General features: G+C 63.3%; 25 protein-coding genes and 1 tRNA gene. 10 read left to right on the forward strand and 16 right to left on the reverse strand.

The features are described from left to right. Positions 1-6: 6 nt before the first annotated feature. The 6 genes from BI327_RS03880 to BI327_RS42870 all read right to left on the reverse strand — a co-directional run bounded on the left by BI327_RS03880 (position 7) and on the right by BI327_RS42870 (position 5496). Positions 7-1218: a TrbI/VirB10 family protein gene (locus tag BI327_RS03880; protein WP_076858439.1), complete on the reverse strand. Its 1212-nt coding sequence runs from the start codon at positions 1216-1218 to the stop codon at positions 7-9. Continuing rightward, a complete protein-coding gene (gene trbG, locus BI327_RS03885) occupies positions 1215-2249 on the reverse strand; it encodes a P-type conjugative transfer protein TrbG (protein ID WP_076858440.1) in 1035 nt (344 codons plus the stop codon). The genes BI327_RS03880 and trbG overlap by 4 nt, the downstream gene beginning before the upstream one ends. Further along, positions 2246-2929: a conjugal transfer protein TrbF gene (gene trbF, locus BI327_RS03890; protein ID WP_076858441.1), complete on the reverse strand. Its 684-nt coding sequence runs from the start codon at positions 2927-2929 to the stop codon at positions 2246-2248. The genes trbG and trbF overlap by 4 nt, the downstream gene beginning before the upstream one ends. Before the next feature lie 315 nt (positions 2930-3244). Next, positions 3245-3808, reverse strand: a complete 564-nt coding sequence (locus BI327_RS42865) for a hypothetical protein (RefSeq protein ID WP_174683024.1) — start codon at positions 3806-3808, stop codon at positions 3245-3247. Continuing rightward, positions 3805-4596, reverse strand: coding sequence for an ImmA/IrrE family metallo-endopeptidase (locus tag BI327_RS03905; protein WP_076858442.1), 792 nt, complete (start codon positions 4594-4596; stop codon positions 3805-3807). The genes BI327_RS42865 and BI327_RS03905 overlap by 4 nt, the downstream gene beginning before the upstream one ends. A gap of 3 nt (positions 4597-4599) precedes the next feature. Further along, positions 4600-5496: a hypothetical protein gene (locus tag BI327_RS42870; protein ID WP_076858443.1), complete on the reverse strand. Its 897-nt coding sequence runs from the start codon at positions 5494-5496 to the stop codon at positions 4600-4602. 557 nt (positions 5497-6053) lie between these two features. On the opposite strand from BI327_RS42870, the gene BI327_RS03920 reads away from it, so the two are divergent. Next, positions 6054-6281, forward strand: coding sequence for a hypothetical protein (locus BI327_RS03920; protein WP_076858445.1), 228 nt, complete (start codon positions 6054-6056; stop codon positions 6279-6281). Here BI327_RS03920 and BI327_RS03925 read toward each other — a convergent pair. Beyond that, positions 6242-7555 (reverse strand): tyrosine-type recombinase/integrase, encoded by a 1314-nt coding sequence (locus tag BI327_RS03925; protein ID WP_076858446.1) that lies wholly within the window; start codon positions 7553-7555, stop codon positions 6242-6244. The two genes, BI327_RS03920 and BI327_RS03925, sit on opposite strands and share 40 nt — an antisense overlap. A 121-nt stretch (positions 7556-7676) precedes the next feature. Then, a tRNA-Gly gene (locus BI327_RS03930) sits at positions 7677-7750 on the reverse strand. A 492-nt stretch (positions 7751-8242) separates the two neighbouring features. Between BI327_RS03930 and BI327_RS03935 the strand changes: the two genes are divergently transcribed. Then, positions 8243-8629 carry a YciI family protein gene (locus BI327_RS03935; RefSeq protein ID WP_076858447.1) on the forward strand — a complete coding sequence of 129 codons (387 nt, stop codon included), beginning with the start codon at positions 8243-8245 and terminating at the stop codon, positions 8627-8629. 102 nt (positions 8630-8731) lie between these two features. Here BI327_RS03935 and BI327_RS03940 read toward each other — a convergent pair whose 3' ends face one another. The 4 genes from BI327_RS03940 to BI327_RS03960 form a co-directional block, all read right to left on the reverse strand. Next, complete coding sequence (locus BI327_RS03940; protein ID WP_076859180.1) at positions 8732-9139, reverse strand: hypothetical protein; 408 nt, start codon at positions 9137-9139, stop codon at positions 8732-8734. Between the two features lie 86 nt (positions 9140-9225). Further along, positions 9226-10023: a lytic murein transglycosylase gene (locus BI327_RS03945; protein ID WP_076858448.1), complete on the reverse strand. Its 798-nt coding sequence runs from the start codon at positions 10021-10023 to the stop codon at positions 9226-9228. 422 nt (positions 10024-10445) lie between these two features. Continuing rightward, on the reverse strand, positions 10446-10673 hold the full coding sequence (locus tag BI327_RS03950) for a hypothetical protein (protein ID WP_076858449.1): 228 nt from the start codon (positions 10671-10673) through the stop codon (positions 10446-10448). 155 nt (positions 10674-10828) lie between these two features. Then, positions 10829-11125 carry a hypothetical protein gene (locus BI327_RS03960; RefSeq protein ID WP_076858451.1) on the reverse strand — a complete coding sequence of 99 codons (297 nt, stop codon included), beginning with the start codon at positions 11123-11125 and terminating at the stop codon, positions 10829-10831. A 420-nt stretch (positions 11126-11545) separates the two neighbouring features. On the opposite strand from BI327_RS03960, the gene BI327_RS03965 reads away from it, so the two are divergent. The 4 genes from BI327_RS03965 to BI327_RS03975 all read left to right on the forward strand — a co-directional run bounded on the left by BI327_RS03965 (position 11546) and on the right by BI327_RS03975 (position 13996). Continuing rightward, positions 11546-11923: an NUDIX hydrolase gene (locus tag BI327_RS03965; RefSeq protein WP_076858452.1), complete on the forward strand. Its 378-nt coding sequence runs from the start codon at positions 11546-11548 to the stop codon at positions 11921-11923. A gap of 142 nt (positions 11924-12065) precedes the next feature. After that, a complete protein-coding gene (locus BI327_RS03970) occupies positions 12066-12203 on the forward strand; it encodes a hypothetical protein (protein ID WP_245334706.1) in 138 nt (45 codons plus the stop codon). 115 nt (positions 12204-12318) lie between these two features. Beyond that, on the forward strand, positions 12319-12450 hold the full coding sequence (locus BI327_RS43490) for a hypothetical protein (RefSeq protein WP_283807765.1): 132 nt from the start codon (positions 12319-12321) through the stop codon (positions 12448-12450). A 232-nt stretch (positions 12451-12682) separates the two neighbouring features. Continuing rightward, positions 12683-13996 carry a chloride channel protein gene (locus BI327_RS03975; RefSeq protein WP_076858453.1) on the forward strand — a complete coding sequence of 438 codons (1314 nt, stop codon included), beginning with the start codon at positions 12683-12685 and terminating at the stop codon, positions 13994-13996. 19 nt (positions 13997-14015) lie between these two features. Here the strand turns inward: BI327_RS03975 and BI327_RS03980 are convergent, their stop codons facing one another. After that, a complete protein-coding gene (locus tag BI327_RS03980; protein ID WP_076858454.1) occupies positions 14016-15206 on the reverse strand; it encodes an adenylate/guanylate cyclase domain-containing protein in 1191 nt (396 codons plus the stop codon). 362 nt (positions 15207-15568) lie between these two features. Here BI327_RS03980 and BI327_RS03985 point away from each other — a divergent pair, with 362 nt between their 5' ends. Beyond that, on the forward strand, positions 15569-18865 hold the full coding sequence (locus BI327_RS03985) for an autotransporter family protein (RefSeq protein WP_143271528.1): 3297 nt from the start codon (positions 15569-15571) through the stop codon (positions 18863-18865). 98 nt (positions 18866-18963) lie between these two features. Then, positions 18964-19422 carry a hypothetical protein gene (locus BI327_RS03990; RefSeq protein WP_076858456.1) on the forward strand — a complete coding sequence of 153 codons (459 nt, stop codon included), beginning with the start codon at positions 18964-18966 and terminating at the stop codon, positions 19420-19422. 15 nt (positions 19423-19437) lie between these two features. Here the strand turns inward: BI327_RS03990 and BI327_RS03995 are convergent, their stop codons facing one another. Next, positions 19438-20682 (reverse strand): metal-dependent hydrolase family protein, encoded by a 1245-nt coding sequence (locus tag BI327_RS03995; protein ID WP_076858457.1) that lies wholly within the window; start codon positions 20680-20682, stop codon positions 19438-19440. Positions 20683-20765: 83 nt separating this feature from the next. Next, positions 20766-22121: an MFS transporter gene (locus tag BI327_RS04000; protein WP_076858458.1), complete on the reverse strand. Its 1356-nt coding sequence runs from the start codon at positions 22119-22121 to the stop codon at positions 20766-20768. A gap of 121 nt (positions 22122-22242) precedes the next feature. Here BI327_RS04000 and BI327_RS04005 point away from each other — a divergent pair, with 121 nt between their 5' ends. Beyond that, entirely contained in the window at positions 22243-23166 is a 924-nt protein-coding gene (locus BI327_RS04005) for a LysR substrate-binding domain-containing protein (protein ID WP_076858459.1), read from the forward strand. A gap of 16 nt (positions 23167-23182) precedes the next feature. On the opposite strand, the gene BI327_RS04010 is transcribed toward BI327_RS04005, so the two are convergent. Then, positions 23183-24643 carry a purine-cytosine permease family protein gene (locus BI327_RS04010; RefSeq protein ID WP_076858460.1) on the reverse strand — a complete coding sequence of 487 codons (1461 nt, stop codon included), beginning with the start codon at positions 24641-24643 and terminating at the stop codon, positions 23183-23185. Positions 24644-24943: 300 nt separating this feature from the next. On the opposite strand from BI327_RS04010, the gene BI327_RS04015 reads away from it, so the two are divergent. After that, the gene (locus BI327_RS04015; RefSeq protein WP_076858461.1) at positions 24944-25615 is read left to right on the forward strand and encodes an FMN-dependent NADH-azoreductase; all 672 of its coding nucleotides are present in this window, start codon (positions 24944-24946) and stop codon (positions 25613-25615) included. The last annotated feature ends 17 nt before the right edge of the window (positions 25616-25632 follow it).

Below are 25632 nucleotides of genomic sequence, written 5' to 3' on the forward strand. Positions count from 1 at the left end.
TGGGCGTCATCCTCTGTATGGCTCTAGGCGGAGATCGCGGTTGACAATGACGCGAACCGGAAAACCTGGCCGGATGGTCAATGTCGGCTGGATGTTGAGACTACGCCGAACCACCTGCTGGCCGGTTTGGTTCAGCGAGTCGGCGGCACCGTGGCGCAACGCCTGAATGATTGCGCTGTTGTTGCTATCGGTGTCCGAGCCCTCGCCCAATTCCGTGCCAACTGCCAAAAAGGTCGAGAGCGCGGCAGCTTTGAATAGCTCACCCCAATGATTGTCTACCTGGTCTTCGAGTCCAGCGTAACCCGCGCTGTCCGCACCAAGCTGTCGCTCAAGTACGATCGAGCGACCGTTGGGCATGATCAGCCGTGTCCAGACAAGCAACACACGTGACTGGCCGAAGGTAACCTGGCTGTCGTAGATGCCGATCAGCCGGGCTCCTTGAGGCACGAGCAAGAACCGTCCCGTGGGAGTATCATATACATTCTCGGTGACCTGCGCTGTGATTTGTCCTGGAAGGTCCGACCGTATCCCGGTGATAAGGGCTCCTGGAATGACCGAGCCGGCTTGTACGAGATACGGTGAGGCCGGCTTGGCGATGCGGTCAGGACTTACCGTACGGCGATCCACGGATGCATTGACGAAGGCGAGCTTCTTGTCCTGACCGTTCTGCATAGATCCATCGTCGCTCGTGCTCGTTGGGCTCGACGGCACGACGCGATCGGTCCCCAGAGCCACGGCAGCAGGCGGACCCACTTCTCTCCCGTTGCTCGAAGCAAACAAATGGCTGACACGGGCAGCTTCGGTCTCCTGGTCCCGGCGCTGCTGGTCCGGATCAGCGCCGACGGTCGGCGACTGGCCCTGTGCTGCAAGGATCGGTCGACCGAGGTCGCCAGGAAGCGGCGGGCCAAGCTGAGGGACCGTTTGGCGTGGAAGCCCACTATAGTCCTTCGGCAGCGCCGCAATGCCGTCGGCAACGTTGTGATGGTCGGTGCTGTAAAGCTCATCGACCGCCCCGCTTCTAGAACGATTGTTCTGCAGCGACCACAACACGGCTACGCTGATAGCGAGCAATGCAACCGCGCTCCCTCCGGCCAAGACCTTCCGCGACAGCCGTGTCACGCGCGGATGCTCCGCTCTTAACCGGAAGCTCCCGGACTCCTCGCTTGGTGTTTGCGGCTGAATCGCCTGCTCGTGATCATTTCCATTCTGGGTATTCACGACGACGGCCTCCCGTCAGTCCTGACAAGCCTAACCTTCTGCTGATGCTCACCGCCGAGCCGGAGTTCGGCTGCTGCAAAGAGCCGATCAACGATCAGCACGTTGCCATGGGCGCGATAATTGACAAGTTCGGTCTTGCCGTCTGGACCGATGACGAAAAGCGGAGGCATCTCACCTTGCACGATACCTTGAGGGAATTCGACATAGACCTTGCGGCCATCGTCATACACGGCAAGCGGCCGCCAAGGTGGGCTATCCCCTTCGATCGCGTAACGAGAGATACGCTGCGCGGGATCCGGAAAAACGGGTCTCAGAGCAACTAAGTGCGATCGTTCGCGCACTGTTTCCGGATAGTACCAGGCAACGGATGGCATGTATGGCCGCTCCCGGGAGCGGAGCTCAATCAGGTAGGTGCGCCGGTCGGTATTGACGACGAGATTGGTCTCGATCGATGCGCGGGTTGGCTTGACCAAGATATGGACGCGTCGCGTGTCGCCGCTCCCACTCTCGGTATCGCCTACGACCCAGCGCACGGTGTCGCCGGCCGCGATTGGCCCTGATCCCGTCAACTGCTCTCCTTCCTCGAGCGCGATATCCGTGATCTGCCCCGGTGCGGCGTAAACCTGGTACAGCGCCCCTGGGCTATAGGCGTAGATCTGAGCTGCGTTAAAATATCCCCGCTTGCGCGGTTCGACGCGGGCAGCGCTGTTCGCCGTCTCAACCCGGCTCACGGGCTCAGCGTCTTCCTTCCCTCCCGGCTTGCCGCCGAGTGCCGGTTTCCAGAGCGGCGGAACGTGAAGCGGTCGCAACCTGTCGTCGAGAGGCGTCGGAGGCGCCGGCAACGGAGGGGCTTCGGCGTCATAGCTGATCTCCGGCGGAATATAGGTTGCGCACCCACCGAGCGCCGTTGAACAAAGCAGAAGAGCAGACAGAACCGCTCGCTTCGCGGTCACGAACTCGGACCAAGTCGAATTGAGCTTGCCGTTCGGAATGGGACGTTTCAAATGAACGTCGGACAACGTCTTGGTCACTGACTCAACTCCTTTGACCAGTTGATGGCGCGGACGTAGACCCCAAGGGGATTCTTGCGGAGGCGTTCGGCATCGCGCGGCGTCTCGATCGTGATTGTAAGAATTGCAGTCCATCGTTCGATCGAGCTCAACGATCCGTTGTCGTAAGTGCGCTGGGTCCATGCGACCCGAAAGCTTTCTGAAGACGCGCGAATGACGCTCGAGACGTCGACTGAGATCTGCGCCTTGCCTAACTTGGCAAAGGGGTCATTATTGCGCGCGTAGTCATTAAGCGCGGCGGCGCCGCGATCGGTCGTAAAATCATAGGCCCGAAGCCAGTTCTGGCGCAGAACGATTCCGTCAGCCGGCAGCCCTCTGACATCCTCGATGAAACGAGCCAGATGGTAGGCGATCTGGGCGTCAGTGGGCTGATATTCGAAGTTGGCCGGCGCAACCCTTTGGGCTTGGCCGAGATGATCGACTTCGACCACCCATGGCGTGATCGATCCCTGGCTCGAATGCCAGACAAGGCCTCCGGCGAGGCCGGCGGACAACATCAAGCAACCGAACGCCATCAGGCGCCAGTTCTTGGCTTGCACGCGGGCCGATCCGATGCGTTCGTCCCAAACCTGCGCTGCCTTTTGATAAGGCGTAATCGGCTCGGGCATGCGCCCGTAATGAACGGAAGGTCGTTTGAACATCTATCATTGCCCCTAAGATGAAGTGATCGGTTTCAAGTCGTACGGTGCATGGGTGCGAGGTGATGCCGCGCTGCCCGTGGCGAAAGCCAGTGGCCGCATGTCAGCGCTCTCCTTCGGACAAATCGACGGAGGAGCCGCTGCCACCATGATCGCCTGAGCGGACCGCGTGACCGGCTGCCGACGCTCCATGCCGAATGGTCTGGGCACGCTTTATGCGGCGCGCCCAATCGGGCTGACCTTCAGCCGGAGTGCTCGCGGTCTCCTCGCCCGCTTGCCCGCCGCCGCCGAACGCGGCCGCTGCGCGACGCAACGGACTCATTGCAGCCGAGCTTCCGGCGTCCGCGACGCCCGCAAGGCCACCGCTTCGATAGGCGGCGGATAGCCGCTCCGCTCGAACAGCCACGTCGTGAGCAGAACCCAGGGCGACGCCCGCTGAAGCCCGTCAAGTTCGCCGCCAAGTTTTTTGAAGCCAGCCCGGCCGGCATCGGAGAGCCCCTCGATCTCGTCGGCCCGCTTCAGACATTCAAAGTACGCCTCCTTGTTCTCGCGTGCCCACGCAAGCAGCGTCAGAACGTCGGCCTTCGTCACAGCATAGTCGGGTAGTGCTGCTACGCGCACGAGGCCGATACCGCCGAGCTCGGCATCGATACTGGCCAGCGACAAGAGATCGCGCACCTCGGAACGTTCGAAGAGATCGCCGAGATAGAGAAGGGGCACACCCAGTTGTTCAAGAATTCCTGTTATCCGCCCAAGGGTGAGGTGCGAACGCGCCAGGATCGCTTGCTCCGCATAGGGGATTCCGGCGGCTCTTAACTCTTCGATCTTGCCGCGTATCGCTTCACCTTCAGCCGACAGAGTTGGTGCCGACGTAACACTCACTGCCTTTCCGGTACCCCGCGTTGGCGTCCAGGTCGCCGCCATGCGGTGGTTGCCGATCCGCGCAGCGCCAGGAACGATGCCGGCGCCGACTTCTCATCCAGCTTGCGCTGGATACGGCGGACCAGCGTCCGCGTCTTGCCGGTGCCGGGGCCCGCTTCGACCAGCAACGGCTCCCCTTCCCACATCACGGCGGCTTGTTGACTTTCGTCAAGATCATGGACGGTGTCAGGCGGTACCTCGGGCGTGGGGCCGATCGGCGCAAGCAGCACGGCGCGCACCATCTGGTTCAGCACCAACGAAACCGGAATCCCTAGGTCACCGGCAATCTCCGCCGGGCGCCGGTTGCGTAGAACAAACTCATCGCGAAGCCAATCGCCGGGGCACAGCAATTCGCCTGCGAAAATGTCGGCCTGAACTTCCTTCCGTTCGCTTGGTGAGTACCCCTCGACCTTGCCGGCGCCACTGTCGACCGGATCGCCACCGAGACCATCGGGGCGCACCGTTACCTCGTTGTGCGGATCGTGGTGCATGTGAAAGTGGCCGATCTCGTGCGCGACCACGACGAGTTCGTCCTCTGGCGCCAGGCCTTTCTTGACCCGCACGAGGCGAAATTTTCGGTTCAGGGAGCCAAGCGTATCTGCCGGAAAATCGTGCGGCTCTACCTTGAGACGATCTGCCTTCAGAACGGCTGCGATGATTGTTGCGGCGCGGCGGTCGCCGCCCGTTGCCGCCAGCGCTTTTGCGTGGCAGGCACGAGCCTTCCGGCGGATGTCAATCCAGGTGTCCACAGGTCAGACCTCTTCTAGCCAATAGCGTACTCGCTCTGGTGTCATGGGACTGTCCCGAATAATCTCGTCGCATGGCCGTGCGCGCATCACCGGCGCGCCCGTTGCCTTGGCGTGGCCAAACCGCGGGTTGTTCAATGCCAGATCATGCGCGCCATCGAACATGGCGCTCGTGATCTTAAGCATTTCGCAGACGGCATCCTTGAGCCGTTTTCGGGCTGGACGCAGCATGGCGCCGTCGAACAGATCGGCCAGCACGCCGCGCGCGATATCCATCTCGTCCGCCATATCGAGCACGTCGATGTTTCGCGCGGCCACAATATCGTCGAAGGACGTCGCCGCATTCGCCTGCGTTTCGCTCTTCCTCGCCGAATAAATCGCATTCAACGCGTTGCTGTAGGCGGTATCGAGCGCAGACTGACTGACTTCTTCGTCGGTTTCCTGGGCATACTCCTTCCACATGCGTTCGGAGGTCTTGTCGGTCGTCACGCAGAACACCCGATAGTTCTGCATGAACCCATTCGTCTCCTTCACGAATGCTTCAGACCGCGTCTTCCAGGCTTCAACGCCAAGCCCGGCCTTCTCCGGATCTTCTTTTAGCCCCGCGGCAACGATCGGACTCAGCTCTGGCTTTTGTCGGAATATCGTTTGCAGCTTCACCACGGTCGGCCGTTGTCCCGGAGGACAGGTCGGGGGTGCGTACAGGTTCGCCATGACGGCATCCACGAACCCGTCCGGCATGGTTGCCAGCGCCTTTTCCAGCTTGTCCGGAAAGAGGCTCTGTACCGTCATGTCCTCAAGGTCGTCATACTCAGACGGCTTGGCGAACCGAAAGCATTGGTTCCCGAGCGTCAGCTTGGCGCCTTGGACGCTGAGATACTTATAGAGCGGCGGCAACGACATCGGTCACCCGCAGGGCTAATACGATAAATCGAATCCTCTAAATCTGTCATTCTTTAAGCGTGTCCGAAAGGTCATCACATCCATAAATTGATTCATCCGATCACCGGAGATTTGCGGGCATCCGCCTGCGCTGCGCTGCGGCGGAAACGGGCTCTATTCGCTTCGCTCACCTAGCCGCCTTCGTCGTATCGGCCCTTCGGGTAACGATCGCCGTGCCCCGCGCTATCGCGCGCATTTCTTTCGAGAGGAGACACTCGTCCCGCGCGGTGCAAGCACAAGGCAAGTCCGCGCGGCGTCCCCACGTCTCCCCATGTTTTTTCATTTTGATTTTTGAATGGTGCCCCTCGTACGGAGCCTCCGCACGGATGCTTGCATCCCGCGCCCCGAAAAAGTTCCGCCATTGGTTTTCAAGCGCGGCCTTGCGCCCAGCTTGCGACATTCTATCCAATTCTTCGATGTCAACCTTTGAAACCTTCAACTCGCAACGAAAATGATCTTCATCGCCCGAACGGATTGTTTGGCGGTCTCAGGTTTGAGACCACAAAAGTACAGTGGCGATGGCGAACCTGGCGGACCGACTCCCGGTCACAATCGAGCGGCTGGAACGAGCACTTGTGCTACTTGCTTATTTCATCGAGCTCGACGGCGACGTGCACGTGCCGATGTACGAAAAATTCGAGGCTGAACTCGCCGATTTGAAAACAAAAGAAGCTATCAAATATCGGGCGCGCCAGCGTTTGGAGAGCTACCTCAACGAAGGTGGTGGCTTGAAAGCAATCCGCTGAAGGTATTTGCGCTTCAATTCCAGAGAAGGTCCCTTGCCGTATTTAGGCTTGTTGGTGTCATGGCCCATCAGACTGTCGATTAGGCTGTCTTGGGCTTCGGCCGCAATCAACCGATCTTTGAAACTATGCCTAAGCGAGTAGACAGTATGGTCCTCAGTCGGACGCAGTCCGTTTTCAAGCAAAAACTTGTTGGCCGTCGCGGAAAAGGTAGAGGAATTATCCTGATATCTGGGAAAACCATCCGGTCTCAATTTTAAGGCTGCGAGTGCCGCACCAACGAGCGGCACTTGGCGCAAGCTGTCGTCCGTCTTTAGTCGCCGACCATCTGGGAGTACGCTGACGTATGGGATCTTAGTATTGAGGTGGATCGTCTTCTTGTTGAGATTCACAACTTCAGAAGGCCGAAGTCCTGTATCCGCGATAACGTAAATGATGTAGCGCGCGTCCTCGTTCAAGCCATCCAACACCCCGTCAGCCAGGAGGCGATTTTGGATAAACTTGGTCTCGTAAGGAGTGGGCTCCTTGTCAACCTCACCCTTCAGACGCAAGCCCTTGAATAGGTCGGGCAGCCCTAAGCGCCGCAGGACATTCAATTCCTTGATCATACCGCTCAGCTGACCAATTTCCCGGTTGGCGCTCTTTGCAGCTATCGCCTCTTGTACAATTCGATCCCGCCAATAGTTGCGGAAATCGATCGCGTCATCGATGGTGAGGTCGGTGACAAGCTTGTCGCCAACAACGCCGGTGAAGCTCTTGACCACGCGTTTCCGGGCATTGCGCCAAATCCTGAGTTGATCCGGCGAGAGATCTAGGACCTGGTCTTTCGTTTCCGCCTCGTACTCCTCGAAGATCTTAGAGACTTTGAAGACAGGCTTCTTTTTTAGGCCGAGGACTGCTTCTCTTGCGCCTTGGTCATTCACGAGGTCCTTGGCAACGAGCGTTTCGAGACGCTCGAGCCGGTCGGCGGCTGGCGCGGACACTAATTGTGCATTCTCGATGTAGTCGAACCCAAGGAGGCGCGCGCGCTTTCTCGCCTCGTCGTAGCTGTTCACCACTTTGCGGGAATCTGAATCCGCAAGCGCGCGCCAGTGTTGCTCAAGACTGGCATTGAATTTTTCGGCGACGCGTGACGCACGAACCGCTGCGCGGTCCGATGCAATCCGAATCTTTGTTGAATGCCGAATAACGCCCCGCCGATCGAGGTGCGAAAACTCAATCGGGACTCGACGAGCGAAGTGCCAGGTGCCGTTTCGTCTGGTCAAAAAATCAGGCATTTCGCATCGTCTGTTGGACGTTTTGTTGGACGAAATGTTGGACGTTCTTTCTGGCAAAAATACGGATTCCATCCGTAAATTCAATAATTAGCGGGGATCACTCATGAATATATTTCGGGGATGGAGCGGGTGAAGGGAATCGAACCCTCGTATTCAGCTTGGAAGGCTGCTGCTCTACCATTGAGCTACACCCGCGTCGGGGATCACCTAACACGGCCGGGCGGCGGCCTCAACTGTCGCGGCTGACCTGGTCGCGCCGTGCAAACAGCCTTTATTTCTGCACAATCCGCCCGTTCCGCGCCCGGACCGGCCAGCCGGTGCCCTTAACAGGCGCGGATTCCCTGCCTATATTCTCAGTCCCATCAACAAAGAAAGGAGGTGATCTAGTGTCTTGTCTCAAGCGCTGTCACCTCGCTGGGATCGCCCGCTAGGCGCTGAGTAATCAGCCTGGCATCGGGGCGCTCTCAGCCCTGGACCAGCGAGACATCAAAATCGGGGGCGCGGCGGAAGCGATTCCGCCGCGCCTTTTTTGCGGGTTGTACCGCGCGATTCGCCGCCGCCATGCGAGCCTGCGGGATACCTTGTCGCACCCCCAAATACGGCCCGGTCCGCTACATCAGAAATGTCGGCGTGGGCGGCTTTCAGACGTCCTTGGGCCTGCCGCATCAAAAACAGGGAGCTCACGAGATGCTTTATGCCATCCTCGCCTATCACGTCGAAGCCGAGGTCAAATCGTGGAACGCCGAAGAGGACGCAGCCGTGATGACCGGCCTGCGCGAAGTCCATCAACGGCTGAAGGGCCGGCTCGGCCCGGCTGCACGGCTCGGCGACACCCGCAAGGCCAGCACCCTGCGCGGGCCCGGCCACGGCATGGTGATCGACGGCCCGTTTTCGGAGACCAAGGAGCAGCTGCTCGGCTTCTACGTGATCGATTGCGCCAATGAAGCCGATGCGATCGCGGCGGCGCGGGACTTGCGCAGCGTCAACCCGTCGGCGGTCTACGAGATCCGCGCGCTGAAGCTCTACATCCCCGGCGCGCCGTTTCCGGAAACCGCAGGCCCGCGCGACGCGTAGGATCCGGAAAACGCGGAACGCGTTGGCGCGGAGATCATGCTCAAGACTGAGCCGAGGCGCGATGACGATCCAACCTAATCTCATCGTGCTTTGGAAAGTTGTTTAGCGGCTGGAACGTTTCGGCAGCTTCGGCAGCTTGCTCGGGTTGAACTTCGGCAGCGGCAGATCCGGCGGCGGCTCGGGCGGCACGTCGTTGCTCGGCATCAGGGTCACTTCGAAAGCGAGGTCGGGCACCGCATCGGCCCTGCCCTTGCAGACCGCGATCGGCCCGCTCCAGGCACCCTCGAGCCGCACCACGAGATCGTCGGTGCCGAACACGGTTGAGCCTTCGTTGGAGTGCCGCCTGGTGGTGAGAACCGCGGAGAAGCGCTCGCCGTCGACTTCATAGGTGCCGCTGTAGAGCATGACCGCGTCGCTGCCCCACAGCCTGCCGTCGGCGACGTGCACGATGCCGGTGCCGTTGGCGAGCGACGTTCGAAACCATGCCGCATAGGTGCCGTTCTTGAGCATGGAGCCTGTCTCCATCTGCTCCGTTTTACCGCAAACGATCTGGGCATCGTTGCGTTAACGGGCGGTGAAGGAACCCGGCTCTGCGCTCATTGGCCGTCGATCTGCCGTCCCATGATGGCGATCGCCTTCTGATAGACCCCGGCGGCGTTCCATGCCTCGATCGCGGCGAAGTTGGGTTCCCCGGGCTGATATCCGGCGCCGGCGCGCCAGCCATGGGCGCGCAGGAAGTTCGCCGTCGAGCTCAGCGCATTGGCCGCGACATCGAGATTGCCGGTGCCATAGTTGAGCACGTTCTTCGGCATGAACTGGGTCTGGCCGATCTCACCATGCATCGAGCCGCGCGTGCTGCCGGACAAGGTGCCGCGGTCGATCAGCTTCAGCGCCGCATAGAGCTGGTCGGTGAAGAAATCCGGACGGCGGCAGTCATAGGCAAGGGTCGCGATCGACGACAGCATGTTCTGGTTGCCGCGCTGGCTGCCAAAACCGCTCTCCATCCCCCAGATCGCGATCAGCGGTCCCGGCGGCACGCCGTAGCGCTGCTGGATCGAGGCGAACATCGCCGCCTGCGACTGCTTCAGCGAACGGCCGCGCGCCACGATGGTCGCAGATCCGCGCTTGGCCATGAACTGCTCGAGCGACAGGCCGAAGCTGCGCTGGCCGCGATCGGCGGCGATCGTCGCGCTGGCGTAATGCGTCTGCATCAGCGCGTCGATCGCGGTGGCACCGACGCCCTTGGCCCTCGCCTCACCGGCGAATTGCTCCTTCCAGGCTTCGAACCCGCCAGGCCCGTTGCCGCACTGCGCCGCTTTCGCCTCGGCACCCAGCGTTGCAACCATCACGACGATGGCGAGCGCCGACGTCGCAACCTGCCAGCCCCTGATCATCCGAAACCTCCTGCGCAATGTGCCGCCGCCCCTTGCGGGCGCGGCGCTGACGATGGCCTGAAATAGATGACCCGGCGATGAACGATCCGCCTCAGATTCGGCCGCTGACCGCCACGATATGTCGGCCGTGGCGGGTTGACCATCCCGGCCGATAGCCCGGATGAGTCCATGTTCGCAGCCGTCGTCCTGGCGAAAGCCAGGACCCATAACCACCGAATTCGGTGATGAAGGGGATCGCGGCCCCAGCGTCGCGCATCAATTAAGATTTGGGGTAATGGGTCCTGGCTTTCGCCAGGACGACGATAAGGATAGTTCTCGATTCATCGTCTCACGCCACGCGGTGTCATCACCCGCGAAAGCGGTGACCCAGTATTCCAGAGGCAGCAGTGCTCGGCGTTCTGGATCGGCCGATCGAAAATGCGCTAGGGCACATCGCCTCGTCGCTTCGGGCCAACGGTCTGCGGCCGGTTGAGGAAGAACTCGCGGTTGCCGAGCGCGGTTTCCGCATACTGGTCGATCGCCACGATGATCGCCTGCACGTGTTGAAAGCACCAGCCTTCCCGCGTCGCCATGTGCCGGACCTCGGCCAGCGCCTTGATCCAGGGCGCGTGATCATCGCTGTCGTGGAAATACCGAAGCGGCTCTCTCATCGTTCCTCCGGCACATCACGTCTTCCAGCTCGGCGCGCTTGCGCGACAGCAAAAGCTGCACGGATGCGCTGTCGCGTCCGGCCCGCCTGAGCTGGTTCATGGATGAATCAAGTGCGCGCAATTCGGCGCGCAGCCGCGCTATCCTGACGATGTCATCACGCACGCGCTTCGCCGGCGACGCGTTCCGGCTTCGCCGGGCGAATGAACGCAATCGTCGCGGCGCGGCGGCGCGGAGCAACGCTCGCATGCACGATGATCGGCTCGCGGTCGCCCAGCACGCCGCGCTCCTCGACCAGACGGCTCATGACCAGCCGCATCTTGAGGAGGTCCCCGGCGACGAAGGTGCAGTCCTCATCCCGGTCGATCTGCTGGCGCATGATGGCTTCGGCCTCGAGCATGCTGACGCGCAATGCCCTGATCTGCCTGCGAATTTCGCTGATACGGTTGTCCATGGCGGCCTCCTATTCACGGTGGAAGGCAATAAGAACAAAACAAGAACATAAAGTCAAGGATACAAAGTCAACCCGACGAAGCCGGCGCGTCATGACTTTGTCGATCGAAACGCGGGCGGCGCGCGTTTCCCGCGCCGGGAACCATCACCGTTCTCACGAATTCAACGTGAGGGTGTCAGACATCAAGCCAGATCAGGAGAGCTACGCAGCGCGCGCTTGGAGCGGGGATCGCGGCGAGCGAGAGCAAAACACCGGCAACGCGGTGAGATCGCGACAGACCATCACAGCCGGCAGCCTCGTTGATCTGCTGCACCGACAAACCGCCGACACATGGCTGTGGAACACTAGGTCAATAGAACTTGTCTACCCAAATAGACAAGTTAGAATGAAATCGATTCTGTTTTCGATATTGCGCAGTACATGACCAAGTCCTCCAAACTGGTTGCCGCGAAGCGCGGCAAGGTCCTTCTGGTTCGACGTCGATCTGACGGGCTGTGGATGTTCCCCGGCGGCCGTCGGCGCGCGCGCGAGACCGGGAAGGATTGCCTCAAGCGCGAGATCAAGGAAGAGCTGCCGAAGCTCAAGCTCGGTCGGCTCAGCCTCTGGAAGGAAGTGACGGCCAAGAACAAGCGTTCGGGCCGCAGGATGAGCGACGCGATCTTCATCGCCAAGAACGCCAAGGGACGGCTGGCGATCGGCGACAAGAAGGAGATCGATCGCGCCGCCTGGCAGAAGCCCCGCGGAATCCGCCTGACCGCGACCTCGCGCTATATCCGCGACCGGCTGTTTCCGAGATAGCAGCGGCGCCGGCGGTAAGCGGCGCGCATTGCGCAAGAGTACCAATCGGTTCTGCCGCTACGCCGTTTGGCGGTCTTGAGGAGTTCCCGTCGCATCCCAAATCGGCATCCGTATTCAGCATCACCGGACATGGGAGCATCCGATGAAGGACATGAAGGCACACTTGGAGAAGCTTCTTGTCGAGGCCGAGGAGTGCGAACTGATCAGCAGGCTGGCGACCGACGCGACCAAGAAAGCCCTGTTCGCCAAGCTCGCCGAACATCCGAGCACTGGCGGTTGAAGTGGAGCGAACCATGACCGCATCAAAGCCGCCGGACGCGTAAGACCCCCTGTCCCCCAGGGAACACTTCGACCCATCCGCACGTTATCTGCGATTGGATTTCGAGGAGGATTGCGTGAAAGGGCTATTGATTGCCGTAGGCATTATTTTGGTTCTTTACATCGCCGATCAGCACTTCAACCACGGTCAATACACCGACGCGGTCCAGCGCATGGCCCGGCAGATGAGGCATTCCTTCGGGGTATGAGGTCGCCTCGGCGCACGCGCGCCGGATCGCGCCGCACGAGAGAAACGATCCCAGCGAAAGCGGGACCCTCCTTCGTTCCCACGTCCTGCCGCCAAGTCGCCGTTGCCAAGCGGCTCCTCTGGCCCTTAAAAATATCCTTGGTGAAGAACATCCCCGCCCAGAGGGCGGATGCGAGCATGCCAGGAGTGACGTGAACGTACCCGGACCACGACATAGCCAGAATGCCTTCAGAATGAACTTCCTCTCCAACCGCCAGCGGCGGCTGTTCCGACTGGTCTCCGCGCGTTGGCAGCGCCGCGCCATCTTCCTGTTGGGCGGCATTGCGGTCGGTGCGGCGGCGGTCGCGCTCGCCCAGCTCGCGGATCTGGCGCAGATCGCCTTTGGCGCAGTGGTATCGCGTTTCCATTATGCCTCGCTGGTGCTGACACCCGCAGGCTTCGCCCTCTCGGTCTTTCTGACCAATCGCTTTTTCCAGAATGCGCAAGGCAGCGGCATCCCGCAGGCCATCGCGGCACGCCATTTGACCGACCAGACCGCGCGCGAGAGTCTGGTTTCGTTGCGCGTGGCGGCCGGCAAGATCCTGCTGACCCTGTTCGGCCTGCTGTGCGGAGCATCGGTCGGGCGCGAGGGGCCGACGGTGCAGATCGGCGCGTCGATCATGTTCGCGCTCGGCCGCTTCTCGCCCCGCCGTCAACCCGGCCTGATCCTGGCCGGTGCGGCCGCAGGCGTCGCGGCCGCCTTCAACACCCCGCTGGCCGGGATCGTGTTCGGCATCGAGGAGATGAGCCGTGCCTTCGAGACGCGGACCTCCAGCCTGATCATCGGCGCGGTGATCGCCGCCGGCCTGACGTCGCTCGCCTTGATGGGCAACTACACCTATTTCGGCACCAGCGCGACAGGCTTGCGCAACGGCACCGACTGGCTCGCAATCCCGCTTTGCGGCGTGGCCGGAGGTCTGGCGGGCGGCCTGTTCAGCCGCATCCTGATCGTCATGGCGCGCGGATTTGCCAATCCAGCCGGACGCGCGATCAAGCGCTATCCGATCGGCTTCGCCGCCGTCTGCGGACTGGCCGCAGCGATCTGCGGAATTGCTTCCGATGGGGCGATCTACGGGACGGGATATCAGCAGGTCAAATCCGCGCTCGAAGCCGGATCGCAATTGCCCCAAAGCTTCAGCGTGTGGAAATTCCTGGCGACCACGTTCGCCTCGATCAGCGGCATGCCGGGCGGCATCTTCGCGCCCTCGCTTGCGGTCGGCGCCGGGCTCGGCTCCAACATCGCCCCGCTGTTTCACGGCGCGCCGCTGCCGGCCATCATGCTGCTCGGCATGGTTTCGTATTTCGCGGGCGTCGTTCAGGCGCCGATCACGGCCTTCGTGATCGTCACCGAGATGACCGACAATCACGCGATGGTGGTGCCGCTGATGGCCGCGGCCCTGATCGCGCATGCGAGTTCGAAGCTGATCTGCAAGGAAGGCGTCTATCACGCCCTCGCCAAGGGGTTCATCGAGCGGGCTGCGCCGGCGCAGCCGACGACACCGGCCTAGATTTCCGGCCGCTCAGGCGTCAGCCGTTATAGGCAAACAGCTCGATCGGCTCGCTGAAGCCGCGCACCGCATGCTCGCCGACATGTTCGAGCGCGAAATCGTGCTCGACAAGGTCTGCGAAGGCGCGCGACAGCAGCACCGTCTTTTTCAACTGCTTGGTCAGCGCTTCGAGGCGCGAGGCCATGTTCACCGCGGGGCCGATCACGGTGAAATCGAGCCGGCTGCGCGATCCGATATTGCCGTACATGACATCGCCGACATGAACGCCGATGCCGTAATTCATCGGCGCCCGGCCCATCATGCTGTTCTTTTCGCTGAGCGCCGCCATCGCCTCCCGCGCCTCGGACACGGCGTGCAGCAGATTGGCGCAGGCCCTGGGTTCGCTGAGCGGGAAAATCGCGAGCAGTCCGTCGCCGATGAATTTCAGGATTTCCCCGCCATGCCGCGCAATCGGCTCCGACATCGCGTCGAAATAATCGTTGAGGAGATCGATGACGTCGTCGCGCGGCCAGGAGTCCGAGATCCGGGTGAAATCGCGCAAGTCGCAGATCATGATCGCGGCGCGGACCGTGGTCCCGGTGCCCCGCCGCGTCGCGCCGGCCAAAATCATCTCGCCGGCATGGGCGCCGACATAGGTCTCGAGCAGCGTCCGCGCCAGGCGGTTCTTCATCCGGATCTCGCTGACCAGCGCCAGCACCGGCAGCACCTTCATCAGGCTGGCGATATGGGCGTCATCGAATCCGCCGGCACGGTCGGTCGCGAAGGTCACGACATGCCGCTTGCCGAGCGTATGCAGCAGCGGCCATGCCACATAGTCGGTCAGGCCTTGCGCCCGCATCTCGTCATAGAGCGCGTGCGTGCGGCGGGGATCGCGCGCGAGCCGCTCGCGCACCTCGGTGGCGCCCTGGTGGATCTCGTAGACCGGGCTGCCGATATACTCCGATCGCTGCTGGACATCGTAGTCGACCCGCGTGATCTCGGCCTCGCGCTTGCCGTCGCCCCAGATGATCCGGGCGCCGAGCCATTGCGGATGCTGGATCAGGAGATTCATCGTCGCCCGCTTGAGCGGGATGCCGGTGTTCTGTAACCGGATGCAGAGCTCGGCGAAGATATTGTCGATGAAGCGCTGGTCGCGGGTCTCGTTGGTCAGCCACGCCACAACGTCGCCGTCGGACTGCGGCGTGACGGACTCGATGTTGGGGGCGTTCATGGCTGGCTCCGGAGCGGCGGGTTTGACAGACGGTATGTCGTGCTTCTGCCCGGCAACGTCAACGCCACCAGCGGTAACGTGATCGCGGGTATCACCGGTCGTGGCCGCCCTGCCCGCTGCGTTCCCCATCCGCTCGCGCACCGATTTCCATACCCGGCACGGCTCAACTGGTTAGCGATCGATTAATTGTAACGCGCGGACGTTGCATGGCGGGCACACCGCGCTTCGTTTCGCTGCCAGCGCCACAAGCTTCATTTGTCAGCTCACAGTGAGTCACATAGCGTGACGCACATCCGCAAGGCGGCGAAGGTTTGCCGGAATGCAACCTGCCAGGCGGCGGCAAGAACAAAGGGCTGGGCACCATGCGCGAATGCATCGGGGCTACGACGATCGCACGACACGTTGGTGACACCACTCTCAATTCACGCCGGACGGAACCGCCGTCCCGCGTCCGCGCGCAGTTCCAGCGGCTGCTGTTGCTGAGCGCCTCGGTGGCCGCGCTGTCGGCGCTGTCACCGGGCTCGGCCGCGGCGCAGACCTGGACCGGCGCCACCAGCAACGACTGGACGGTGGGCTCGAACTGGTCCGGTGGAACGGTGCCGGCCGGAGGCGCAGTCAACATCGCGCCCAATTCAAATGTCGTCCTCGGCGTGAGCCCCGGAGCGACCGGCACGACCGGCGCTATGAACGTGCGCGACGCGGTCGGTGGAACGACCAATCTCACAATTCAAAACGGCAGCACGCTGACGAGTTCGAGCTCGATTTCGATCGGCGATGTCGCAGGTGGTACGGCCTCCGTCAGGGTGACAGGGGCCGGTTCGCAGTTGAACGCCGCCACGATCACCCTGTTCGCCGGCGCCACAAGCGTGCTCAATGTCACGGACGGTGCGACCGTCAGCACCACAAACAGGCTCATCGTCGGCACCCCGGCGGGCAGCAGCACGGCCACCCTCAACGTCAGCAACGCTACCATAGTCATGGGCGGCTTCGGCTTTAGCATCAGCAACGCCGGCGGTCAGATAAACTACGACAATGCGACGATCCGCGCTCGCATCAATACCGTGAATGCCTCCGCCGGAACGGCGGCCCAGAACAACATCGCCGCCGGCGGACTGACCGTCGATACCAACGGCTTCACCGTTCTCAGCAGCGTCGGCTTCAGCGGGGTCGGCGGATTGACCAAGATCGGCACCGGCAATTTCATCTTCGGTGGCAGCAGCACTTATACCGGCGAGACGGTGATCCAGCAGGGATCGCTCTCTCTGAGTGGGGTCGCCGGCTCAAGTGACGCTCTCGCCATTTCAAGCCGTGTGGTCGCCAACGCAACGTTCAATATCTCCAATGTCCCCGACGCCGCCTCGCACATCCAGAGCCTCGCCGGCAGCAGTGCCGGCAGCGTCACGCTGGGCGCCAAGGACCTGATCATCACCAACGGGCACGACAGCTTTGCCGGAACGATCAGCGGCACCGGCGGCGTGCAGGTCACCGGCGGCACGCAGGCGTTCTCCAGCGCCCAAGCCTACACCGGCGCGACCACGATCACGACGGGCACGCTGGCGCTATCAGGCGCCGGTGACATTTCCGCTTCCAGCCAGGTGATCGCCAACGGCACGTTCTCGATCGCCGGGCTTTCCGGCGCGGGCACCAACATCCAGCGGCTGTCCGGCAGCGGCAGCGTCGATCTCGGCGCCAAGACGCTGACGCTCACCGCCGCGAACGATACGTTCGCCGGTGCGATCGGCGGCAGCGGTGGGCTGACGCTCGCGGGCGGCACACAAACGCTGTCCGGCGCCAACACCTATGGCGGCGTGACCACGATCTCAGCGGGCACGCTGGCACTGACCGGCACCGGGTCGATCAGCAATTCCAGCCATGTGGTGGCGAATGCGGCGTTCGACATCTCCGGCCTCGCGGGCACCGGCACCGCGATCCAGAGTCTCGCCGGCAACGGCAATGTCGCGCTCGGCGGCAAGACACTGATCATCACCAATGGCAGCGATACTTTCGCCGGCGCGATCGGCGGCACCGGCGGGCTCGCGCTGACCGGCGGCACGCAGACGCTCTCGGGGAGAAATACCTATGGCGGCGCGACCACGCTCACCGGCGGCAAGCTGCGCGCAGGTACGGCCGATGCGTTCAGCGCGGCATCCACATTTGCCGCCAGTGCGAGCAGCACGGTCGACCTTAACGGCTTCAGCCAGATCGTGGGGGCGCTCAGCAATGCCGGCACCGTCAGGTTCGGCGCGACGCCCGGCACAGCGCTGACGGTTGTCGGCAACTACGCCGGCAACGGCGGCACGCTGCTGTTCAACACCGTGCTCGGCGGCGACGGCTCGGCGACCGACCGGCTCTTGGTCGGCGGAAGCACATCGGGCACCTCGACCGTGAGGATCAACAACGCGGGCGGCGGCGGCGCGCAGACCGTCGACGGCATCAAGCTGATCGACGTGTTCGGTGCCTCCAACGGCAGCTTCACGCTGGCGGGTAATTATTCGCTGCAAGGCCAGCAGGCGATCGTCGCCGGCGCCTATGCCTACACGCTGCAGAAGAACGGCATCTCGACGCCGACGGACGGCGACTGGTATCTGCGCTCCAGCCTGGTCAATCCGCCCAGTGATCCGGCCGCACCGACGACGTCCGCGGGTCCGTTGTACCAGCCCGGCGTGCCGCTGTATGAGAACTACGGCCAGGTGCTGCTCGGCATGAACGCGCTGCCGTCGATGCAGGAGCGCGTCGGCAACCGCTATTGGGGCGGCAATGGCGGCCCGAGCGAGGCGATGGCGCGGATGGGCGTCACGCCGGCGGCGCAGGCCGACAGTTCATGGACGCAATCGGCGTTCTGGGGCCGCGTCGAGGGCGGACAGACCAGCCTGCGGCCGTCGAACACCACGGGCTCGACCTTGAACAGCGACGACTTCAAGGCACAGGCCGGGCTCGACGGCCTCGCGCTCGAGAACGGCTACGGCCGCCTGATCGTCGGCCTCACGCTGCAATACGGCCTGACCACGGCGTATGTGAACTCGCTGTTCGGCAGCGGCCGCATCCGCGCCGAGGGCACCGGCGTCGGCGCCACCGCTACCTGGTACGGCGACAACGGGGTCTATCTCGACGGCCAGATGCAGACCATGTTCTATCGCGGCGATCTCACCTCCGACCTCGTCGGCAGCATGACCCATGGCAATGAAGGTCTCGGTTACGCCTTCAGCGTCGAAGGCGGCAAACGCATCAATGTCGGCAACGGCTTCTCGCTGACCCCGCAGGCGCAACTCGCCTATTCCAAGGTCGACTTCGACGGTTTTGCCGACCGCTTCGGCGCGCAGGTCGCGCTCGGCAATGCCGACAGCCTGCTCGGCCGCGTCGGCCTGATGCTCAATCACCAGAAGAGCTGGAGCGACGGCGCCAGCATCGCGCGCTCCGACCTCTACGCGATCGGCAATCTGCACTACGAATTCCTCGACGGCAGCAATGTCGATGTCGCGGGCACGAGCTTCGCCAGCGCCAACGACCGGCTCTGGGGCTCTATCGGCGGCGGCGGCAGCTACAGCTGGGGCAACGGCCGCTACACCGTATTCGGCGAAGCGACCTATCGCGCCAGCCTGCAGGAGGCCGGCGACAACCACAGCTACAAGGGCACCGCCGGTTTGCGCGTGGTGTGGTGAGTACAAGGCCCTCGGCGGTGCTGTTGTCGAAGCGCGCGGCAAGGCGACGACATTGCCCGGCCTTGCTGGAAAAACTCGGTCGGCAGTAGAATGCCCTCATGAACGAGAGCCCGTCCCTTCTCGATTTCGATCCGGAGTTTTGCCGCCGGGTCGCCAAATGGGGCGCAGCCATCTGCCTGACGTGGCTGGCGATCGCCGTTTGCATTCTCGTCCTGGTCGATCCGACCGGCGGTGCGTGTCCGGGCTGGACCATCTCCGACAAGAATGGTCAGGGCACATCGCTGTGGGCGCTTGTGGGTCTCTTTACGGCGTTTCCCGCACTCTGGCTCTGCTTCATTCTCGTTCGATGGCCGGGCTTCACGCGATGGGTGTGGGATTCCGGTCAGGCCAACTATAAGCGCTTCGTGGAGAAGAAGGGCTTGGACGACCCAAGCAAGGCGGCCTCCGTTATTTTTCCCTTCGACTTCGTATTCGTGGCCGTCATCGCGGGCTGGTGCCTGCTTTGCTCAGTGCCGATTTGGGCGATGATCCTGCCATGCCTTCCGATTGGGCGGTAATCTGGCCTTGCGCGCTTAACCGCCCAACCGGTCGACCTCCGCGTGCCCGGCCTTCATGACAAGCGGAATATGCTCGCCCTGGCCGAGCAGGCAGCTCACGTCGCGCAGCGGGTTGCCCTCGACCACCAGCAGGTCGGCGAACGCCTCCGGCGCGATGCGGCCGAGCTTGCCTTCCATGCCGAGCACCTCGGCGCCAATGACCGTGGCGCTGGCGATCACCGCCTGCGGGCCGAGCAATTCGGCGCGGATCCGGAACTCGTCGCTCTGGAGGCGCTGCGACGGTCCGAGCAGATCGGAGCCGTAGCCCATCTTGACGCCGGCCTCGCGGTAGATCGCGAGCGAGCGCAGACCGGCGTCGCGCACGTCGGCAACCTTGGCGACGCTCGCCGCGGGCAGGCCGTATTTCGCGCCCTCGTTGGCCAATGCCTCGTAGGTGACCAGCGTCGGCACCACATAGGCGCCCTGCTCCGCCATCAGCCGCGCGGTCGGAAAATCGACCAGATTGCCGTGCTCGATGGTGCGCACCCCGCAGCGCACCGCTCGCTCGATCGCTTCCGCGGTGTAGGCGTGGGCCAGCACATAGGTGTGCCGCGCCTTCGCCTCCGCGACGATGGCGCGGATTTCGTCCTCGCTATAGCCGTAGGCGCCAATCGGATCGGTCGGCGACGCGACGCCGCCGGACGCCATGATCTTGATCTGGTCGGCGCCCATCTGCAGCTCCTCGCGCACCGCCTTGCGCACCGCATCGACGCCGTCGACGACGCGCGCGATGGCACCGACCCGCACGCAGCAGGAGCAGGTCGGGTCGGCCAGATAATCCGAGCGGGCGCGCCCGTCGCCATGCCCGCCGGTCTGGCTCAGCGCGCGGCCGGAGACGAACAGCCGCGGACCATCGGTCAGGCCAGTGTCGATCGCCTGCTTCAGCGCATAGCCGGCGCCGCCGGCATCACGCACAGTGGTGAAGCCGCGCTTCAGCATGCCGCGCAACAGCATGGTCGAGCGCAGCGTCACCAGCACGTTGGCCATCCGCGCCTGCTGCGACAGGTCGAGCTCGACGGCGACCGCATGCACATGCAGGTCGATCAGGCCCGGCATCAGCGTCTTGCCCTTGAGGTCGATGACGCGGTCCGCCGAAGCGTCGATCGGCCGATCGGAGACTTCCTTGATCAGACGATCCTCGACCAGCACGTGATGCCCTTCGAGCAGGTCGGAGCGCAGAGGATCGAGCAGCGCGGCGTTCTTGAAGAGGGTTGTTGGCATGAAAGTCTCCTGTCAGGACGCCGCTGTAGTTAATTGAGCATGATCTTTCCGGAAAACCGCTTCACACTTTTCCGGATCATGCTTCACGCGGTCTTGCTTGCAATTTCTTCCAGCGATCGGCCGCGCGTCGGCACGCCCATCAGCACGACGGTCAAAGCGCCGATCAACAGGACGGACGTGGTGACGCCGAACACGCCGGCAAAGCCGAAATTCGGATAGAGGTAGCCGACCAGGATCGGTGCCGCGATCGCGCCGATGCGGCCGATCGCGGAAGCAAGCCCGGCGCCCGTGGTGCGGACCGATGTCGGGAACACCTCGGCCGTGTAGGCATAGACGCCGGCATAGGTGCCGTTCATGAAGAACGACAGCAGCAGGCCGGCCGTCATGATCTCGCCGTCGCTCTTGGCAAAGGCGAGCCCGAGCGCGCTGACGCCGCCGAGCAGCATATAGGTCGCGATCGTCGCCTGCCGCCCGATCCGCTCATTGAAATAGGCGGCGGTGAAATAGCCCGGCACCTGCGCGCAATACATCGCGAGCGAATAGCCGAAGCTCTTGGTGATGCTCATGCCGTTCTGCACCAAGAGCCCGGGAATCCAGACGAAGAAGGAATAGTAGCTGAAGGTGATCGACAGCCACATGATCCAGGTCATGGTGGTGATGCGGGCCTGCCGGCCGGCGAGCAGCGCGGCAAAATTGCTCAACAGCGTTCCCGACGATACGGCGGGCGCGGCCGGTTCGGCGACCGGCGCCGGCAGCACGCGGCCCTCGCGCGCGAAACTGGTCTCGATCCTGTCGAGCACGGCTTCGGCTTCCGTCGCCCTGCCCCGGCTTTCCAGCCAGCGCGGCGATTCCGGCAGCGAGCGGCGCCACCACAGCAGCATCACGACGGGTATGGCGGTGATGACAAGCACGATGCGCCAGCCGTTGTCGTAGGCCGGCACGATGAAATAGCCGAGCAAGGCGGCCGCGACGAAGCCGAACGAGAAGAATCCGGCCAGCGCACCGGTGAAGGCGCCGCGGTAACGCCGCGCCACGAATTCTGCCAAATACGGCGCGATGATCGCGCTCTCCGCGCCGGTGCCCATGCCGGCGACGACGCGCGCGGCGAAGAACGCCGGCCAGCTGTCCACCGTCGCGCTGACCAGCGAGGCCACACTGTAGAGCGCCAGCGCCGACATCATCACCGCGCGGCGGCCGATCAGGTCGCCCAGCGTGCCCGCGAGCAACGCGCCAAAGAGATAGCCGACGAAGGTGCTGCTGCCGAGCACGCCGGTCTCGACATTGGTGAGCCCCCAGGCGGTGCGCAGCACCGGCAAGATGAACGCCAATACCGCGGCATCCATCGCGTCGAACAGATAGCCCAGGCCGCCCATCAGCAGCAGGTGCACATGGAAACGCGCAAACGGCAGGCGCTCGATGCGCGCCGAGATCATCGACATGACAGTCCCCCCTCCGCCCCGCGGTCGGCACGCGCCGCGAGGTCAGGCCGGGGAATGATAGACAAATCCACATTATGGGAATAATTTATAATCGTTATCTGGTACATCACCACGGTGAATACTGTCCGTGTCCTTCCGCAGGCTCGACCTCAACCTTCTGAAAGTCTTCGAGGCGCTGATGACCGAGGGCAGCGTCACCCGCGCCGCGAGCGCGCTGACAATGACCCAGCCCGCCGTCAGCAACGCGCTGGCGCGGCTGCGCGACGCGCTCGGCGATCCCTTGTTCGTCAGATCCGGCACCGGAATCCGCCCGACCCAGCGCGCGGTGGCGCTGTGGGACCCGATCGGCGGCGCGCTGGAGAGCATCCGCGGCGCGCTCGACAAGGAGGTGTTCGATTCACGCAGTGCGCAGACCGAGTTCAGCCTGTCGATGTCGGACTACGTTTCGTCGCTGGTGACGCCGCGGCTGTTGAATCGCTTCGCCGAGATGGCGCCGACCGCGCGGCTGCGCACCGCGCCGAACACCATCATCGGGATCGCCGACCAGCTCGAGGACAACCGGGTCGACTGCGTGCTGAGCGTTTATGTCAACGAGGCACTGCAACCGGGGCTGATCCGTTCGCGTTCGCTGTGGACGGTCGACTATGCCTGCTTCATGCGGCGCGATCATCCGCTTGCGAACCGGAAGCGGCTCAATATGCGCAGCTTCCTCAGCGCTGGGCATGTCGATGTCAGCCTCGCCGGCAGGACGCTGCCGACCTATGACCAGTTTCTCGCTTCACGCGGGCTGTCGCGCAACCTCGTTGCCATCGTCAATCACTACAATGCCGCCTACGAGATCGTGCGGCAATCCGACCTGATCGGCGTGCTGCCGCGCGACCTCAGCGCGCAGTCCCGCCAGGCACAGCATCTGCACGCCGTGCCGGTGCCGCTGCCGGCGCCGCCGCGTATCGTCAGCCTGTTCTGGCACCAGCGCAACGACACCGTGCCCGCGCAGCGCTGGCTGCGCGAGACGCTGGTCGAGCTGTTCGCGCGGATCGAGTGAGGCGGCGCAACACTTGTCAGGTCGATGTCGGCGCCGGCGCGACCGACGCATCATCCGCAGCCGGCAACTTGCCGCTCAGCGCCAGCGGCCGTCCGAGCAGCCGGTGCAGCACAAGATAGCTCACCGCCGCCACGCCGATGCCCGTGAGCCAGGACAGGTCGACCCCGCCGGTCGCCAGGGCAAGCGGGCCCTGCATGGCCTTGATGGTGCCCATCTGGAAGGCCCACGCGGCTGCGAAGCCGGCGGCAAAGGCGATCAGCCCCGCCCAGTTGAAATCGCGACCCTGACCCGGCTCTTCATAGAGCGACGCGATGTCGATCCGGCCGCGTCGCACCAGGTAGAAATCGGCGAGCGTCACGCCGGCCCATGGGCTGATCCAGACGATCAAGGCGACCATGAAGTTGTCGAAGGCATGGGCGAAGTCGCCCGACTGCAGGAAGCCATAGAGGATCGCGGAGGCGATCAGGCCGGAGACCACCGAGATCACCCAGCGCGGCCGCCGCAGATCGAGCGCGAGCGAGGACAGCGCCGCCGAATAGATCACGACGATGTTGGTCGCGATCGGGCCATGGAGCAGCACCAGCAGCACCGGCAGCGCCATCGTGCCGAACGCGGCAATGATCAGCTTCGACGGATCGGACCCGGCGCCCGCAGACGCGATCGCAGCGCCGAGGAACGCGAGCCAGACCGTCGGCAGGAACATGCCGAGGAAAGTCGCGCGGAACACCCTGGCGGCGCCGAGCGAGGGTTTTGTGAAGCGCGTATAGTCGGACGCATAGGTGAGCCACGAGATGCCCCAGCCGATGCCGATCGCGGTCATCAACTGCGTCGCCGCGGCGAAGGCCGGCATGCCGGTCACCGTTGCGGCCTGCCATTTGATGTCGACGCGCAGGAACGCGAGCGCGGTCATCACGGCCATGATCAGCAGAATGACCGGCATGGTGTAGCGCTCGAACATCTTGATGGCGTTGAAGCCCCACGCCGCGATGCCGACCTGGAACAGCATCACCAGCACCGCGATCGCGTATTTGAGCTCGACGCCGCCGCCGATCCCCATCCGTTCGAGCGCCGCCATGCAGAGGTCGAGCACGATCCAGGTGTTGATCGCGACCCATCCCATCGGCATCAGTACCTGCGCCAGTGCGGGCAGATAGGCGCCGCGGCGGCCGAACGCCAGCCGGCCCAGCACCATCTGCGGCACGCCGGTGCGATGTCCCATCAGGCAGAACGCGCCAAACAGCGCCGCGCCGAACAGATTGCCGACGACGATGACGGCAAGCGTTTGCAGCAGGCTCAGCCCGAGCTGGATTCCGAGCGCACCCAGCACCCAGTTGATCGGGGCGATGTTGGCGCCGGTCCAGATCCAGAACTGATCGAACGATGACGACGTGCGGTGCGCCGCCGGCACCGGCTCAATTCCGTGGGCATCGAAGCCGGCCTCATCCTGTGCCGGAAGCTGTGTTTGCTTGAGCAACATGTTTCCCCCGTTGTCCGGCGCATTGATTTGGGCCGGGATGGGGGCATCTGAGCAGCGGATCGCTGCGAGGCGATAATGAGGAATCCTCAAGCCGGGTTGAGACGGCGTCGAGAGTGAAGTTTGTCTGTCCGATATCGACAAACCGCGCCGCGATCGCGCCTGCACACCGCACCGCCATGATGCGCCGCTTCACTGTTGAGATTTTCTCAACTCACCTGCCGGATTCGTCAATCGCGCCGGGCCCGGCTCTCGGCCATGGTGCCGCGGATGCATTGCTGCCCAATCAGCCGAGGCCCAGAGATGACGACACTGCTCCATATCGATGCCAGCCCGCGCGGCGACCGCTCGATCAGCCGGAAACTCTCGCAATCCTTTGTCGAGCACTGGCTGACGCACGAGCCCGCCGCCACCGTCATCTCACGCGATGTCGGCCGCGACCCGCCGCCCCTCATCACGGAGGCGTGGGTCGCCGCCGCCTTCACGCCGCCCGGCGACCGCACCGCGCAACAGCACGACGAGCTTCGCCTTTCCGACGCGCTGATCGACGAGCTCGAGCGCGCCAATGTGATCGTGATCGGCGCGCCGATGCACAATTACGGCATGCCGGGGGCATTGAAGTCGTGGTTCGACAAGGTGATCCGGATCGACAAGACCTTCAGTTTCGATCTCGCCCGTGGCGACTTTCCGCTCGAGCCGATCATGCGCGGCAAGACGCTGGTGGTGCTGAGCTCGCGCGGCGAGTTCGGCTTTGGCCCCGGCGGGGTGCGGGAGACCATGAACCATCTGGAAACTCACATCTTCACCTGCGCCCACTATCTCGGTGTGCAGGAGAGTCATCTGATCGCCGTCGATTACCAGGAGTTCGGCGATGAGCGCCACCGGCGATCACTCGCCGCCGCCCTTGCCGCCATTCCGGTGCTGGTCCGGCAGTGTCTTGGGATCGACGGGCCTGTTAATATTGCTGCGGAATGAAGCACGGCCGCCCCGCC

Origin of the sequence: Bradyrhizobium mercantei, from assembly GCF_001982635.1 — a bacterium.
Taxonomy (GTDB): domain Bacteria; phylum Pseudomonadota; class Alphaproteobacteria; order Rhizobiales; family Xanthobacteraceae; genus Bradyrhizobium; species Bradyrhizobium mercantei.

Excerpts from the sequence above, each read along its gene's own strand:
- trbF (WP_076858441.1), bottom strand. The coding sequence starts at position 2,929 with ATGTTCAAACGACCTTCCGTTCATTACGGGCGCATGCCCGAGCCGATT.
- BI327_RS42870 (WP_076858443.1), bottom strand. The coding sequence starts at position 5,496 with ATGTCGTTGCCGCCGCTCTATAAGTATCTCAGCGTCCAAGGCGCCAAG.
- BI327_RS03920 (WP_076858445.1), top strand. The coding sequence starts at position 6,054 with ATGGCGAACCTGGCGGACCGACTCCCGGTCACAATCGAGCGGCTGGAA.
- BI327_RS03925 (WP_076858446.1), bottom strand. The coding sequence starts at position 7,555 with ATGCCTGATTTTTTGACCAGACGAAACGGCACCTGGCACTTCGCTCGT.
- BI327_RS03935 (WP_076858447.1), top strand. The coding sequence starts at position 8,243 with ATGCTTTATGCCATCCTCGCCTATCACGTCGAAGCCGAGGTCAAATCG.
- BI327_RS03940 (WP_076859180.1), bottom strand. The coding sequence starts at position 9,139 with ATGCTCAAGAACGGCACCTATGCGGCATGGTTTCGAACGTCGCTCGCC.
- BI327_RS03945 (WP_076858448.1), bottom strand. The coding sequence starts at position 10,023 with ATGATCAGGGGCTGGCAGGTTGCGACGTCGGCGCTCGCCATCGTCGTG.
- BI327_RS03950 (WP_076858449.1), bottom strand. The coding sequence starts at position 10,673 with ATGAGAGAGCCGCTTCGGTATTTCCACGACAGCGATGATCACGCGCCC.
- BI327_RS03960 (WP_076858451.1), bottom strand. The coding sequence starts at position 11,125 with ATGGACAACCGTATCAGCGAAATTCGCAGGCAGATCAGGGCATTGCGC.
- BI327_RS03965 (WP_076858452.1), top strand. The coding sequence starts at position 11,546 with ATGACCAAGTCCTCCAAACTGGTTGCCGCGAAGCGCGGCAAGGTCCTT.
- BI327_RS03970 (WP_245334706.1), top strand. The coding sequence starts at position 12,066 with ATGAAGGACATGAAGGCACACTTGGAGAAGCTTCTTGTCGAGGCCGAG.
- BI327_RS03975 (WP_076858453.1), top strand. The coding sequence starts at position 12,683 with ATGAACTTCCTCTCCAACCGCCAGCGGCGGCTGTTCCGACTGGTCTCC.
- BI327_RS03980 (WP_076858454.1), bottom strand. The coding sequence starts at position 15,206 with ATGAACGCCCCCAACATCGAGTCCGTCACGCCGCAGTCCGACGGCGAC.
- BI327_RS03985 (WP_143271528.1), top strand. The coding sequence starts at position 15,569 with ATGCGCGAATGCATCGGGGCTACGACGATCGCACGACACGTTGGTGAC.
- BI327_RS03990 (WP_076858456.1), top strand. The coding sequence starts at position 18,964 with ATGAACGAGAGCCCGTCCCTTCTCGATTTCGATCCGGAGTTTTGCCGC.
- BI327_RS03995 (WP_076858457.1), bottom strand. The coding sequence starts at position 20,682 with ATGCCAACAACCCTCTTCAAGAACGCCGCGCTGCTCGATCCTCTGCGC.
- BI327_RS04000 (WP_076858458.1), bottom strand. The coding sequence starts at position 22,121 with ATGTCGATGATCTCGGCGCGCATCGAGCGCCTGCCGTTTGCGCGTTTC.
- BI327_RS04010 (WP_076858460.1), bottom strand. The coding sequence starts at position 24,643 with ATGTTGCTCAAGCAAACACAGCTTCCGGCACAGGATGAGGCCGGCTTC.
- BI327_RS04015 (WP_076858461.1), top strand. The coding sequence starts at position 24,944 with ATGACGACACTGCTCCATATCGATGCCAGCCCGCGCGGCGACCGCTCG.